This window comes from Escherichia sp. MOD1-EC5433, from assembly GCF_002966005.1.
GTDB classification, from domain to species: domain Bacteria; phylum Pseudomonadota; class Gammaproteobacteria; order Enterobacterales; family Enterobacteriaceae; genus Escherichia; species Escherichia ruysiae.
Window position 1 is genome coordinate 1 of the sequence record NZ_PTRL01000007.1, and the last position, 13,751, is coordinate 13,751.

General features: G+C 54.3%; 11 protein-coding genes. 4 read left to right on the plus strand and 7 right to left on the minus strand.

Annotated elements, in window-relative coordinates:
- From C3D30_RS14725 to C3D30_RS14745, 5 genes are all read right to left on the minus strand, one after another.
- Positions 1-325, minus strand: a 325-nt coding sequence (locus tag C3D30_RS14725; RefSeq protein WP_105287053.1) for a PTS fructose-like transporter subunit IIB, incomplete at its 3' end; no start/stop codon positions are given.
- A 1-nt stretch (position 326) separates the two neighbouring features.
- Positions 327-1,205 carry a [formate-C-acetyltransferase]-activating enzyme gene (locus C3D30_RS14730; protein ID WP_000204106.1) on the minus strand — a complete coding sequence of 293 codons (879 nt, stop codon included), beginning with the start codon at positions 1,203-1,205 and terminating at the stop codon, positions 327-329.
- Positions 1,171-3,468: a formate C-acetyltransferase gene (locus tag C3D30_RS14735; RefSeq protein ID WP_105287054.1), complete on the minus strand. Its 2,298-nt coding sequence runs from the start codon at positions 3,466-3,468 to the stop codon at positions 1,171-1,173. The genes C3D30_RS14730 and C3D30_RS14735 overlap by 35 nt, the downstream gene beginning before the upstream one ends.
- 50 nt (positions 3,469-3,518) lie before the next feature.
- Complete coding sequence (locus C3D30_RS14740) at positions 3,519-3,839, minus strand: PTS fructose-like transporter subunit IIB (protein ID WP_000161265.1); 321 nt, start codon at positions 3,837-3,839, stop codon at positions 3,519-3,521.
- A 14-nt stretch (positions 3,840-3,853) separates the two neighbouring features.
- Entirely contained in the window at positions 3,854-4,933 is a 1,080-nt protein-coding gene (locus C3D30_RS14745; RefSeq protein WP_001004466.1) for a PTS fructose transporter subunit EIIC, read from the minus strand.
- Positions 4,934-5,241: 308 nt separating this feature from the next.
- On the opposite strand from C3D30_RS14745, the gene ptsP reads away from it, so the two are divergent.
- From ptsP to C3D30_RS14765, 4 genes are all read left to right on the plus strand, one after another.
- Complete coding sequence (gene ptsP / locus C3D30_RS14750; protein WP_016158819.1) at positions 5,242-7,743, plus strand: phosphoenolpyruvate--protein phosphotransferase; 2,502 nt, start codon at positions 5,242-5,244, stop codon at positions 7,741-7,743.
- An 11-nt stretch (positions 7,744-7,754) separates the two neighbouring features.
- On the plus strand, positions 7,755-8,417 hold the full coding sequence (gene fsa / locus C3D30_RS14755) for a fructose-6-phosphate aldolase (protein WP_105287055.1): 663 nt from the start codon (positions 7,755-7,757) through the stop codon (positions 8,415-8,417).
- A gap of 10 nt (positions 8,418-8,427) precedes the next feature.
- Positions 8,428-9,531 carry a bifunctional L-1,2-propanediol dehydrogenase/glycerol dehydrogenase gene (gldA, locus tag C3D30_RS14760; RefSeq protein ID WP_000373988.1) on the plus strand — a complete coding sequence of 368 codons (1,104 nt, stop codon included), beginning with the start codon at positions 8,428-8,430 and terminating at the stop codon, positions 9,529-9,531.
- Between the two features lie 274 nt (positions 9,532-9,805).
- Positions 9,806-10,423, plus strand: coding sequence for a DUF1287 domain-containing protein (locus C3D30_RS14765; protein WP_000647903.1), 618 nt, complete (start codon positions 9,806-9,808; stop codon positions 10,421-10,423).
- 26 nt (positions 10,424-10,449) lie between these two features.
- Here the strand turns inward: C3D30_RS14765 and yijE are convergent, their stop codons facing one another.
- A complete protein-coding gene (yijE, locus tag C3D30_RS14770) occupies positions 10,450-11,355 on the minus strand; it encodes a cystine transporter YijE (protein WP_001143321.1) in 906 nt (301 codons plus the stop codon).
- A gap of 96 nt (positions 11,356-11,451) precedes the next feature.
- A complete protein-coding gene (gene katG, locus C3D30_RS14775) occupies positions 11,452-13,632 on the minus strand; it encodes a catalase/peroxidase HPI (protein WP_024212599.1) in 2,181 nt (726 codons plus the stop codon).
- Between the last annotated feature and the right edge of the window lie 119 nt (positions 13,633-13,751).

Consider the following 13,751-nt stretch of genomic DNA (forward strand, 5'->3'; position numbering starts at 1 on the left):
GGGTTTGCTGCGGCGCAGAGAGCACTTTTCGTACCGCGCTCATTACCCGCTGCGGCTCTCGCAGGAACGCGTAGATACCGCACTGAACATAGCGACAATGCTCAAATCGCTCGGCACCGGCAAGCTCGATATCCGTAATCAACAGCGCGACATCTGCCCGACGGATATCCTCGTCCGCTAAACGATTCTCCGTTCCCAGCGCCCCCTGGGTTTCAATGCTGACGCCCCACTTCTCTTGCTGGCATAATTTTTCCAGCCGTTCTGCCGCCATATAAGTATGTGCCACGCCGCTGACGCAGGCGGTTACTGCCACCAGGTATGCCATTTTACCCCCCCACGGTAACCTCAAATCCGGCTCGTTCTGCCATTTCGCGCATCGTTGCCACATCGGCTGACGAGGGCGCAGAAACCTCTTTCATCGACCATGTTTTCCCCAGCAGGCGGTATTTCGGTTCACCGTACTGATGAAACGGCAACAGGTGGATTTGCCTGATATTCAGCGGGATCAGCACGTCCAGCGCCTGCTGCATATTCTCCCGGCTGAGCGTGAAACCTGGGATCAGCGGTAAACGCGGGATCACGTTGACACCTTCGCTTACCAGCAAACGCAGGTTCTCCAGCACACGTGGCAGATTCATCTTCACCACATCCCGCGCCTGAGTCGCGTCCATAATTTTTAAATCGAACAACACTTCATCGCACAATTTCGCCAGCGGTAGCAGCTTGCTTGCTGGCGCGTCTCCGGCAGTTTCAATGGCGCATGACACACCCCACAGCCGCAGTCGCTGTAAAAAACGGGTCGCAAATTCCGCCTGCATTAACACTTCGCCACCAGAAAGCGTGACACCACCGCCAGACGTGCGAAAGAAAATGTCATCTTTCATCACTTCCCGTTCCAGAGCGTCAAGGCTGATATCGCGACCAATCCGTTCAAATGCCCCGGACGGACATTCATCCGCATCACGTAAACATTTCGCGCAGTGCAGACATTTCGCCTCTCTGCGTACCGTCTGGATTTTGCCGGAGATCGACTCCGGATTAGCACACCACGGGCAAAGATGCGGGCAGCCTTTAAAAAAGACCACCGTGCGAATGCCTTCACCGTCATTCAGCGAATAACGCTGAATGTTGAAAATGCGCGCCACGTCATCGCGGCGCGTTTCCACAACGTTACAGCTGATGCGCTGTCCGGCGGATGATGTCATCCTGGATCTCCTTCGACAGTTCGACAAAGAAGGCGCTGTATCCGGCAACGCGCACCACCAGCCCGGCATAGTCCTGTGGGCGTTGTTGCGCTTCCCGCAACGTGTCGGCATTCACCACGTTAAACTGAATATGCTGCAACTTAAGCTGGGTAAATGCCCGTAAGAAGTCGGCCAGTTTGCGTAATCCCGCTTCACCTTCCAGGGTCGCTGGAGTGAATTTCACGTTCAGCAATGTACCGTTAGAAAGCAGCGTGTTATCGAGCTTACTGACTGACTTCAGTACCGCCGTTGGCCCTTGTGCGTCCTGGCCCAGCATTGGCGACAAGCCACCGTCTGCCAGTTGCTCTCCGGCAAAACGACCGTCTGGCGTCGCGCCAACCACCGATCCCAACGGGACATGAGCAGAAACGGTATACGACCCCGGCGTGAAGTAGCCACCGCGCGAGTTCTGGTATTTTTCCACTTCTTTGCAGTAATGGCGCAGCAGTTCGGCGCTGATGTTATCCACCTCGTCAATATCGTTGCCGTATTTCTCAAAGCGGTTAATTAAGCGAGCGCGGATTTTTTCGCCTTCGGGCGTTGCGAAGTTGGCTTTTAATACCGACAGCAATTCGTCAAAACTTAAACGCTGTTGTTCAAAAATCATCCCTTTCAACGCATGGAGAGAATCGCTCAGGTTAGCGATACCGATCCCCTGTACGCCGGAGAAGTTATAACGCGCGCCGCCATCGGTAATATCGCGGCCTTTTTCCAGACAATCGCTGATAAACGACGAAAGCAGCGGCACTGGTGCCCAGTCACGATGGCCGATATCGCAAATATTGCTGCCTTCAACCATCAGAGTGATGTAGTGGCTGATCTTGGCGCGGATTTGTTCCAGTAAACCGTCATAAGTCAGCGCAGCATTGCCTTCATTTTCATGCAGGCAGATTTCCATCACTTTCAGCAGGTTAAACATTGCGATGTCATGCAAGCCGTAGGTTCTGCCAGGAATAGACAACTCTACGCAGCCCACTACGGAATAGTCGCGCGCATCTTCCAGCGAAACGCCTCGGTTGAGGAACGCTGGCACCACCACTTCATCGTTGAAGATTTGCGGAATACCGGTGCCGAGGCGGATGGTTTCTGCGGTTTTCATCAGGAACGGCGTGTCGATCAAGGCGTTAGTGCGCACACCCAGGTTCGGTTGCGGTAATTGCACGCTTTGATAGGCGTCAAGGCAGAGGAACGAAAGCACGTTCACCGCACTGCGGCCATTCTCGGTTAAACCGCCGAGCAGTGCGGTATAGCCGGTCGGGAATCCCGCAAAATAGCGCGCGCTGCTGGTGGAGCGTAACAGCACGATGTCGTTGCACTTCACCCATAAAGATTCGAGCAATTCTTTCAGGAACGCCGGATCTTCGCCCTGGGTTAATGATGCCTGATAGAACGGCAACATATACTGGTCAAAGCGCCCTAACGACAGCGAACTGGCGTTGGATTCGTATTGCAGAATGATGTTCATGTACCAGAACAACTGGCACGCCTGCCAGAACGTCTGCGGCTTATGTTGCGCGTTATGGCGGGAGATCTCTGCAATAGTCAGCAGTTCTTCACGACGCTGAGCATCGGTGCAGTTTGCCGCCATCGTTTCCGCCAGTTCGGCATAACGCAAAATGTGTTTTTGTGAAGCTTCCAGCAGTAACAGCGCGGCCTGATAAAAGTGATTATCCGGCTGTTGCTGGCAATGTTGCTGCATCTGCGCCACCAGTTCACCCAGCCCGTGATTCAGCAGGCGCGGGTAATCAATAATGATGTGCCCCTGGCCTTTATCCGTCTGGTTGATGCTGAAAATCTGCGTGCTGGTTGCGACTTTTACTTCATCCGTCATCTGCCCGTTGATGAAATCTTTCATCGAACGTTTTTCCCAGTACGGGAACAACTCTTCGCGGTAGATACGTTTATCTTCTTCGCTAATGGCAAAGCGGTCCTGCGGTCGCGTCGGGAACTGGTTCAGCTCTTTCAGCAGCCAGTAAGGGTCCATTTCCGGCGACATAATCCCGGCGCGAGGTTTTACGGTGCGGTTACCGGCAATCAGTTCTTCATCACGAATCGAAATTTCAACGTGTTCCAGGATATACGCTGTGGCTTTTGCCCGACGAATAATCACCGGTTCGCCTTCGGTTTGCTTATGGCTGGCGGTATAAAGCAGCGCACGCTCCAGCGAGATTTCACGGGTATTGGCAAACAGTGCAGTTTTAAGGCGAGAGATACGATTCGTCATGAGGAACTCCTGTAGGAAAGCGAACCCGCCCTTGCGGGCGGGATAAGAACTTAAGCGGTTTGCGCCAGGTGAGCTTCAATTTTGCTCATGATGGCATCAGCGCGTTTTACTGCATCGCTGATGTTGACGCGCACGATGGTCTTGCCAGCAAAACGCTCTTCAAACTTGATGCCGATATCTTTGGTCAGAATCACCATATCGGCGCTCGCCACGTCTTCAGCAGTCAGTTCATTTTCCAGACCGATCGAGCCCTGGGTTTCTACTTTCACTTCCCAGCCTTTCGCTTTCGCGGCACTTTCCAGCGCCTCTGCAGCCATATAGGTATGGGCAACACCTGAAGGACATGCGGTTACTGCAATAATTTTCGTCATGGCTCGTTCCTCAATTAATTAATTTCAAAATCCAGATCCAGGTCGTCTTCCTTCTCATCAGTCGAAGACCCATTTTTACGCGCCAGACTTTTCAGTACGTTCACGCAGACTGCCGTCACAACCGCCCCGACAGCCACTGCCGCGATATAACCCAACTTACCTTCAACCACCGGCAGCACAATCAGACCACCCCAACCTGCATAGCACTGCGCGCCGACCATTGCTGCGGTCACCGTGCCACAAACTGAACCGACCATGATGGAAGGGATCACGCGTAACGGATCGGCAGCAGCGAAAGGAATCGCCCCTTCGGTGACGCCAACGCACCCCATCACCAGCGCCGCTTTGCCGGTTTCGCGCTCTTCAGCGGAGAAATTTTTACGACCAATCAGCGTCGCCAGCCCCATACCCAGCGGCGGGATACAAATACCCACAGCGGCAATGGCCACCACGGTATAAACCCCCTGAGCAACGCAAATCAGCATGAACGCATAGGCCACTTTGTTAACCGGACCGCCCATATCGAACGCCAGCATCAGTCCCATGATCACCGCCAGCATAACAATGCTGCCCTGCTGCATCCCCTGAAGCCACTGGGTCAGACTATTGGTCAATGCACCCACTGGCTCGCCCAGCCCCCACATCATGACGCCAGCGGTAATCAGTGTGCCGACGATCGGGATGATGAAGATTGGCATGACGGAACGCAGAACTTTATGCACCGGAATTTTCTTCAGGTAATGCACCACGATGCCGCCGATAATCCCGGCGATCAGCGCACCAAAGAAGCCCGCGCCAAAACTGTTGCCGACCCAGGCACCGATAGCACACGGAGCCAGCGCAGAGCGTTCAGCAATGGAGTAACCGATGTACGCCGCGAGGAAAGGCACCATCAGCGTCAAACCCGCGACGCCGATATCAAACAGTTTTTTCAGATTCGGATCGGCTACGGCATCCGGCACTGCGCCTTTGCCATACAACATGACGGAAACCGCCAGCAAAATACCGCCCGATACCACGAAGGGAATCATGTGTGAAACGCCCGTCATTAAGTGCTGACGGGTATTTTTCAGGATCTGCACCAACTCATTCATAAGTCGCTCCCGGGCTTAGTAAAGCCCATGTCCATATTTTTGATGGCAGAAACAATAGGCAATCGCAGGCAGGGCAAACAGTGGATAAAAAGGCCATTTACTGGATTTTTGTAATGTCTGTACAAAAATGCGATCCGCCTCATAACTTGCGTTAACTCGGAATCATGCCGGAGTGGCGCGTCTTGTGAGACGCGTCGCAAATTAGCGGTTACATTACATTTGTCCAGCTTTTGGCAGATTTGTCACATGGCAGGCCGTTGCCATGCGCTCTTATCCTGTAAACAGAAAACCGTACCGGGAGAAAGGCAATGGCCCTGATTGTAGAATTTATTTGTGAGCTACCTAACGGCGTACATGCACGTCCGGCAAGCCACGTTGAAACGCTGTGTAATACTTTTTCATCACAAATTGAGTGGCATAACCTGCGCACCGATCGCAAAGGCAACGCCAAAAGCGCCCTGGCGCTAATTGGCACCGATACGCTGGTGGGCGATAACTGCCAGTTACTGATTTCCGGAGCAGACGAACAGGAAGCGCACCAGCGTTTAAGCCAATGGCTGCGCGATGAATTTCCCCACTGTGACGCGCCACTGGCGGAAGTTAAATCTGACGAACTGGAGCCGCTGCCGGTTTCACTGACCAACCTGAATCCGCGAATTATCCGCGCCCGCACCGTATGCAGCGGTAGCGCAGGTGGCATTCTGACGCCGATCTCTTCTTTAGATCTCAACGCGCTGGGTAATCTTCCCGCAGCCAAAGACGTTGACGCCGAGCAATCCGCGCTGGAAAACGGCCTGACGCTGGTGATGAAAAACATTGAGTTTCGTCTGCTTGATAGCGACGGCGCCACCAGCGCGATTCTGGAGGCACACCGCTCACTGGCAGGTGACACTTCGCTGCGTCAACACCTACTGGCGGGCGTCAGCGAGGGATTAAGCTGCGCCGAAGCGATTGTTGCCAGTGCGAATCACTTTTGCGAAGAGTTCGCGCGTTCCAGCAGCAGCTACCTGCAAGAGCGAGCCCTGGATGTGCGCGACGTCTGCTTCCAGTTACTCCAGCAAATTTACGGTGAACAACGCTTCCCGGCACCGGGCAAGCTGACGCAGCCCGCCATTTGTATGGCGGATGAACTGACCCCCAGCCAGTTCCTCGAACTGGATAAAAATCACCTCAAAGGTTTGTTACTCAAAAGCGGCGGCACCACGTCACATACGGTAATTCTTGCCCGTTCGTTCAACATTCCGACGCTGGTTGGCGTGGACATCGACACGCTTACTCCGTGGCAGCATCAAACGATTTATATCGACGGCAACGCCGGGGCGATTGTGGTTGAGCCAGGGGAAGCCGTAGCTCGTTATTATCAGCAAGAAGCCCGCGTACAGGACGCCCTGCGTGAGCAGCAACGTGTCTGGCTGACCCAGCAAGCCCGCACCGCTGACGGTATCCGCATTGAAATTGCCGCTAACATCGCCCACTCCGTGGAAGCGCAGGCCGCATTTGGCAATGGCGCGGAAGGTGTTGGCCTGTTCCGCACTGAAATGCTCTATATGGACCGCACCAGCGCACCGGGCGAAAGCGAGCTGTACAACATTTTTTGTCAGGCGCTGGAGTCCGCCAACGGACGCAGCATTATTGTGCGTACCATGGACATTGGCGGCGACAAACCCGTTGATTATCTGAACATTCCCGCAGAAGCTAACCCGTTCCTCGGTTATCGCGCCGTGCGTATTTATGAAGAGTACGCCTCGCTGTTTACCACGCAGCTACGGTCGATCCTGCGCGCCTCTGCTCACGGCAGCCTGAAAATCATGATCCCGATGATCTCCTCAATGGAAGAGATCTTATGGGTGAAAGAAAAACTGGCAGAAGCTAAACAGCAACTGCGTAACGAACACATCCCGTTTGATGAGAAGATCCAGCTCGGCATCATGCTGGAAGTACCGTCGGTGATGTTCATCATCGATCAGTGCTGCGAAGAGATTGATTTCTTTAGTATTGGTAGTAATGACCTGACGCAATATCTGCTGGCAGTGGATCGCGATAACGCCAAAGTCACCCGTCACTACAACAGCCTGAATCCGGCATTCTTGCGGGCGCTCGATTACGCCGTGCAGGCGGTGCATCGCCAGGGCAAATGGATCGGTCTGTGCGGTGAACTGGGGGCGAAAGGTTCCGTGCTGCCGCTGCTGGTCGGTTTAGGGCTAGATGAACTCAGCATGAGCGCGCCGTCAATTCCGGCAGCAAAAGCGCGGATGGCGCAACTTGATAGCCGTGAATGCCGTCAGTTACTCAACCAGGCGATGGCCTGCCGTACTTCGCTGGAAGTGGAACACCTGCTGGCACAATTCCGCATGACACAACAGGACGCACCACTGGTCACCGCTGAGTGCATCACGCTGGAAAGCGACTGGCGCAGCAAAGAAGAAGTGCTGAAAGGCATGACCGATAACCTGCTGCTGGCAGGCCGCTGCCGCTATCCGCGTAAACTGGAAGCCGACTTGTGGGCGCGCGAGGCCGTTTTCTCTACCGGTCTGGGCTTTAGTTTCGCTATTCCGCACAGCAAATCGGAACATATTGAGCAGTCCACCATCAGCGTGGCGCGTCTGGCAGCACCGGTACGCTGGGGCGATGATGAAGCGCAATTCATCATTATGTTAACCCTGAACAAACACGCTGCGGGCGATCAGCACATGCGCATTTTCTCGCGCCTCGCTCGCCGCATCATGCACGAAGAATTCCGTAACGCGCTGGTTAACGCCGCCTCTGCCGACGCTATCGCCAGCCTGCTGCAACATGAACTGGAACTTTAAAAGGAAACATCATGGAACTGTATCTGGACACCGCTAACGTCGCAGAAGTTGAACGTCTGGCACGCATATTCCCGATTGCCGGGGTGACAACTAACCCGAGCATTATCGCTGCCAGCAAGGAGTCCATCTGGGAAGTGCTGCCGCGTCTGCAAAAAGCGATTGGTGATGAGGGCATTCTGTTTGCTCAGACCATGAGCCGTGACGCGCAGGGTATGGTGGAAGAAGCGAAGCGTCTGCGCGACGCCATTCCGGGCATTGTGGTGAAAATCCCGGTGACCGCCGAAGGTCTGGCAGCAATTAAAATACTGAAAAAAGAAGGTATTACTACGCTTGGCACCGCTGTATATAGCGCCGCACAAGGGTTATTAGCCGCGCTGGCAGGCGCCAAATACGTTGCTCCGTATGTTAACCGCGTAGACGCCCAGGGCGGTGACGGTATTCGCACGGTTCAGGAGTTGCAAGCATTGCTGGAAATGCACGCGCCAGAAAGCATGGTGCTGGCTGCCAGCTTTAAAACACCGCGTCAGGCGCTGGATTGTTTGCTGGCAGGATGTGAATCCATCACCCTGCCCTTAGATGTAGCGCAACAAATGCTCAACACGCCTGCGGTAGAGTCAGCTATAGAGAAGTTCGAACACGACTGGAATACCGCATTTGGCACTACTCATCTCTAAAGGAGCAATTATGGACCGCATTATTCAATCACCGGGTAAATACATCCAGGGCGCAGATGTCATTAATCGTCTGGGCGAATACCTGAAGCCGCTGGCGGAACGCTGGTTAGTGGTGGGTGACAAATTTGTTTTAGGCTTTGCTCAATCCACTGTCGAGAAAAGCTTTAAAGATGCTGGACTGGTAGTAGAAATTGCGCCGTTTGGCGGTGAATGTTCGCAAAATGAGATCGACCGTCTGCGTGGCATCGCGGAGACTGCGCAGTGTGGCGCAATTCTCGGTATCGGTGGCGGAAAAACTCTCGATACCGCCAAAGCACTGGCACATTTCATGGGTGTTCCGGTAGCAATCGCGCCGACCATAGCCTCTACCGACGCACCGTGTAGCGCACTGTCTGTTATCTACACTGATGATGGTGAGTTTGACCGCTATCTGCTGCTGCCGAACAACCCGGAACGCGTCATTGTCGACACCAAAATCGTTGCTGGCGCACCTGCACGCCTGTTAGCGGCGGGTATCGGTGATGCGCTGGCAACCTGGTTTGAAGCACGTGCCTGCTCTCGCAGTGGCGCGACCACCATGGCGGGCGGCAAGTGCACCCAGGCGGCGCTGGCGCTGGCTGAACTGTGCTACAACACCCTGCTGGAAGAAGGCGAAAAAGCGATGCTCGCCGCCGAACAGCATGTGGTAACTCCGGCGCTGGAGCGCGTGATTGAAGCGAACACCTATTTGAGCGGCGTGGGCTTTGAAAGCGGTGGTCTGGCTGCGGCACACGCTGTGCATAACGGCCTGACCGCTATCCCGGACGCGCATCACTATTATCACGGCGAAAAAGTGGCGTTTGGTACGCTGACACAGCTGGTGCTGGAAAACGCGCCGGTTGAGGAAATCGAAACCGTCGCGGCGCTGTGTCATGCCGTTGGTCTGCCAATTACCCTGGCGCAACTGGATATTAAAGAAGATATTCCGGCGAAAATGCGGATTGTCGCAGAAGCATCTTGTGCAGAAGGTGAAACTATTCACAACATGCCAGGCGGCGCAACGCCAGATCAGGTTTACGCCGCACTGCTGGTAGCCGACCAGTACGGTCAGCGTTTCCTGCAAGAGTGGGAATAACCTATGCCAAACTCCCGGCTTGTCCGGGAGTTTGAACGCAAAATTGCCTGATGCGCTACGCTTATCAGGCCTACGCAATCTCTGCAATATATTGAATTTGCGTGCTTTTTCAGGCCGGGTAAGGCGTTCACGCCGCATCCGGCACTCTGTGCCAGTAATCTGAAACTCCCACGTTGTTCGGGAGTTTTTTATCCGCTTCTGGACACTTTCTCCACAGAACAATCGTCAGCCCGGAAGGTCGAATCTGTGACTCTTATTTTCACGGACGAAACAGATGAAAGCTTCACTGGCGCTGGTCAGCCTTCTGACAGCCTTTACCAGCCACTCCTTAAAATCTCCCGCTGTTCCACCAACCGTGGTACAAATTCAGGCCAACACCAACCTTGCCATCGCGGATGGCGCCCGACAGCAAATTGGCAGTACGCTGTTTTACGATCCGGCATATGTGCAGCTTACCTATCCTGGCGGCGATGTCCCGCAGGAGCGCGGCGTATGCTCCGATGTAGTGATCCGCGCCCTGCGCAGCCAGAAGGTCGATTTGCAGAAGCTGGTGCACGAAGATATGGCGAAGAATTTTGCCGATTATCCACAAAAGTGGCAGTTAAAACGCCCTGACAGCAACATCGATCACCGTCGGGTGCCGAACCTGGAAACCTGGTTTACCCGCCATGATAAAACACGCCCCACCAGCAAAAACGCCAGTGACTATCAAGCGGGCGATATTGTCTCCTGGCGATTAGATAACGGGCTGGCACATATCGGTGTGGTTTCAGATGGTTTTGCCCGCGACGGTACGCCGCTGGTGATTCATAACATCGGCGCAGGTGCGCAGGAAGAAGACGTGCTGTTTAGCTGGCGGATGGTGGGGCACTATCGTTATTTTGTTCAATAAGCGATCGCCCCACGTGAAGAAAAAATTCAGACCCTATTTACGCTGACGGCTTCTTTTTTCTTACGGCTCACCAGCGCCAGTGCCAGCACAATCAGCACAATACCGCTACCTTCAACCGCGCCGGGATTCTCACCGAGCAGCCACCAGGAAAAGAGTACCCCGCAAACGGGAACCGCCAGTGTGCTTAAGCTGGCGATACTGGCGGGTAAGTTTTTCAGCACGAACAACCATAAGCTCCAGGCCAGCGCCGTCGCCAGAATCGCACTGTATACCAGCGCCCAGAACACGGTGGGTTGCCAGTCAATTTCACGTTGCGGCACCAGTAAAGCGACCACACTCATCACCAGCGCCGCATAAAGCATCTGCCAGGACGTTAATGACAATAAATCCACGCGCGGATGGCGGGCATAAAGGCGTTTAGCAACAATCGCGCTCGCCCCCCAACTGACGCCGGAGAGGATTGCCAGGATGGCGCTTTTCATCGACGAGAAATCGAGTTGCCACGGCTGCAACACCAGCAATAAACCAACGGCAGCAATCAGAATCGCGAAATATTGCCCGCGTCGCAGTCGTTCACCGAGAAACAACGCCGCGAGAATCACCACCCAGAACGGCATGGTATAACTCAGGATAGCCACTTTTCCCGCACCGCCGCTGACCAGTGCCCATTGCGCCAGCCCTACCATCCCGCAGGTTTGTAACAGGGCAATGGCTAAAGTGTATTTAAACGGCGTCGGGCGCATCCCACGACCACGTAATAAAAGGACGATGAACAGAACGAGAGCGCCGAAAATGCAGCGTAAGGCGGTAAAGTCGAAGGCACCGATGTAGCTGGTAACTTGCTTCATGAAAATCCAGCTATAACTCCAGATAAGTGTGAGCACAACCAGGCCACTGATTGCCAGTGGGTTGCTCTTTCCCGTAGTAGGCATGAGAGATCCAGCGTGTAGTAGTTTTGTTAGCGACACTATACGCCGGTAAAGAAACTTCAGCGACTGCCTGAAAGGCAGTCGCTGAAGGAGGTCAGATTACAGCAGGTCGAAACGGTCGAGGTTCATGACTTTCACCCATGCCGCCACGAAGTCTTTAACAAACTTCTCGTGGGCATCGCTGCTGGCGTAAACTTCTGCCACCGCGCGCAGGACAGAGTTAGAACCAAATACCAGATCCGCACGGCTGGCAGTGTATTTCACTTCGCCGGTTTCACGGTCACGGCCTTCGAAAAGTTCTTTCGATTCGTCGGTCGCTTTCCACTCGTAACGCATATCCAGCAAGTTCACAAAGAAGTCATTGCTCAATACGCCCACGCGGTCAGTAAAGACGCCGTTTTTGCTGCCATCAAAGTTGGCACCCAGTACGCGCATCCCACCCACCAGCGCAGTCATTTCCGGCGCGGTCAGCGTCAGTTGCTGTGCTTTATCAATCAGCAGTGACTCGGTGGTGGAAACATCCAGACGAGCGCGGTAGTTACGGAAGCCGTCAGCAATCGGCTCCAACAGCTCGAACATCTCAATGTCGGTCTGATCCTGACGCGCATCGACGCGACCCGGCGCAAATGGTACATGAATGCTCAGCCCAGCGGCGCTTGCGGCTTTCTCTACGCCAACCACACCTGCCAGCACGATGATATCCGCCAGCGAAGCTTTGCCAGACTCTTTCTGGATTTTCTCCAGAACTGGCAGAGCACGAACGGCTGCAGCGTTCACATCCCAGTCGCGCTGTGGTGCTAATGCCAGACGCGCACCGTTGGCGCCACCGCGTTTGTCGCCACCACGGAAAGTAGAAGCAGACGCCCAGGCCACCGATACCAGCTCACTGACAGACAGACCAGAATCCGCAATCGCAAATTTCAGACTGATAATGTCTTGTTCGGTCGGGTTGTAGATCGGCTGCGGCAGCGGATCTTGCCAGATCAGATCTTCTTTCGGCACTTCCGGCCCGATGTAGCGAGATTTCGGCCCCATATCCCTGTGCGTCAGTTTGAACCAGGCACGGGCAAAGGCTTCGTTAAACGCCTGCGGATCGTTGAGGAAGCGACGAGAAATCTTCTCGAACTCCGGATCAAAACGCAGCGTCAGGTCAGTCACCAGCATCGTCGGCTTACGTTTCTTCGACGGATCAAACGGATCCGGGATAATTTCCGGTGCGTCTACAGCTTCGAACTGGATTGCGCCAGCCGGGCTGCGGGTCTGTACCCACTCATACTTGAACAGGTTCTCGAAGAAATAGTTGCTCCACTGGGTCGGCGTCTGGGTCCAGACTACTTCCAGACCAGAGGTAATGGCATCTGCGCCAACGCCGCTGCCGTAAGTGCTCGCCCAACCTAAACCTTGTTCTTCAATCGGTGCAGCTTCTGGATCAGGACCTACATTTGATGTCGGACCAGCACCGTGGGTTTTACCCAGCGTATGACCACCCGCAATCAGCGCCACGGTTTCTTCGTCGTTCATCCCCATGTTGCCAAAGGTCGCGCGGATAGCTGCCGCCGCAGAAAGCGGTTCGCCGCTGTGATCCGGGCCTTCCGGGTTAACGTAAATCAGCCCCATCTCGGTTGCGCCCAGCGGTGCTTTCGCCAGTGCTTCCGGATGACGGTGGGTCAGCCAGGCTTTTTCATCACCCCAGTTAACGTCGAGATCCGGTTCCCAGACGTCTTCACGACCGGCACCAAAACCGAAGGTACGGAAGCCGGAATTTTCCAGCGCCACGTTACCCGCGAGGATAAACAGGTCTGCCCAGGAGATTTTCTGACCATATTTCTGTTTGATTGGCCACAACAGGCGACGCGCTTTATCGAGGCTAACGTTATCCGGCCAGGAGTTCAGCGGTGCAAAACGTTGCTGACCACGACCTGCGCCGCCGCGTCCGTCGATGGAACGGTAAGTCCCCGCGCCGTGCCAGGCCATACGAATAAATAAGCCCGCATAGCTGCCCCAGTCGGCAGGCCACCACGGCTGAGATTCTGTCAGCAGGGCTTTCAGATCTTTTTTCAGGCCGTAGTAATCTAATTTGCTGAATTCTTTGCGGTAGTCAAAGTCCTCACCCAGTGGGTTAGAACGATTAGAATGTTGGTTTAACAGGTCAACACGGAGTTGATTTGGCCACCAGTCGCGAGTGGTTGTGCCCCCACCTGCGCTCTGGTCATGACCGCCCTGATGGAACGGGCATTTGCCTGTGGCTGTCGTGTTATGGATATCGTCTGACGTGCTCATCAATGTGCTCCCCTCTACAGTGTTACCGTTACGATACACAGCGTTAGAGAGAAGTTATAATTGAATTAATCCACGGATGCGATAGTTGAGATCTTACATATTGTTGGTTAAAGAGATGT

What these genes read in the sequence shown, in the direction of transcription:
- C3D30_RS14730 (WP_000204106.1), bottom strand. Translation starts at nt 1,205, where the DNA reads ATGACATCATCCGCCGGACAGCGCATCAGCTGTAACGTTGTGGAAACG.
- C3D30_RS14735 (WP_105287054.1), bottom strand. Translation starts at nt 3,468, where the DNA reads ATGACGAATCGTATCTCTCGCCTTAAAACTGCACTGTTTGCCAATACC.
- C3D30_RS14740 (WP_000161265.1), bottom strand. Translation starts at nt 3,839, where the DNA reads ATGACGAAAATTATTGCAGTAACCGCATGTCCTTCAGGTGTTGCCCAT.
- C3D30_RS14745 (WP_001004466.1), bottom strand. Translation starts at nt 4,933, where the DNA reads ATGAATGAGTTGGTGCAGATCCTGAAAAATACCCGTCAGCACTTAATG.
- ptsP (WP_016158819.1), top strand. Translation starts at nt 5,242, where the DNA reads ATGGCCCTGATTGTAGAATTTATTTGTGAGCTACCTAACGGCGTACAT.
- fsa (WP_105287055.1), top strand. Translation starts at nt 7,755, where the DNA reads ATGGAACTGTATCTGGACACCGCTAACGTCGCAGAAGTTGAACGTCTG.
- gldA (WP_000373988.1), top strand. Translation starts at nt 8,428, where the DNA reads ATGGACCGCATTATTCAATCACCGGGTAAATACATCCAGGGCGCAGAT.
- C3D30_RS14765 (WP_000647903.1), top strand. Translation starts at nt 9,806, where the DNA reads ATGAAAGCTTCACTGGCGCTGGTCAGCCTTCTGACAGCCTTTACCAGC.
- yijE (WP_001143321.1), bottom strand. Translation starts at nt 11,355, where the DNA reads ATGCCTACTACGGGAAAGAGCAACCCACTGGCAATCAGTGGCCTGGTT.
- katG (WP_024212599.1), bottom strand. Translation starts at nt 13,632, where the DNA reads ATGAGCACGTCAGACGATATCCATAACACGACAGCCACAGGCAAATGC.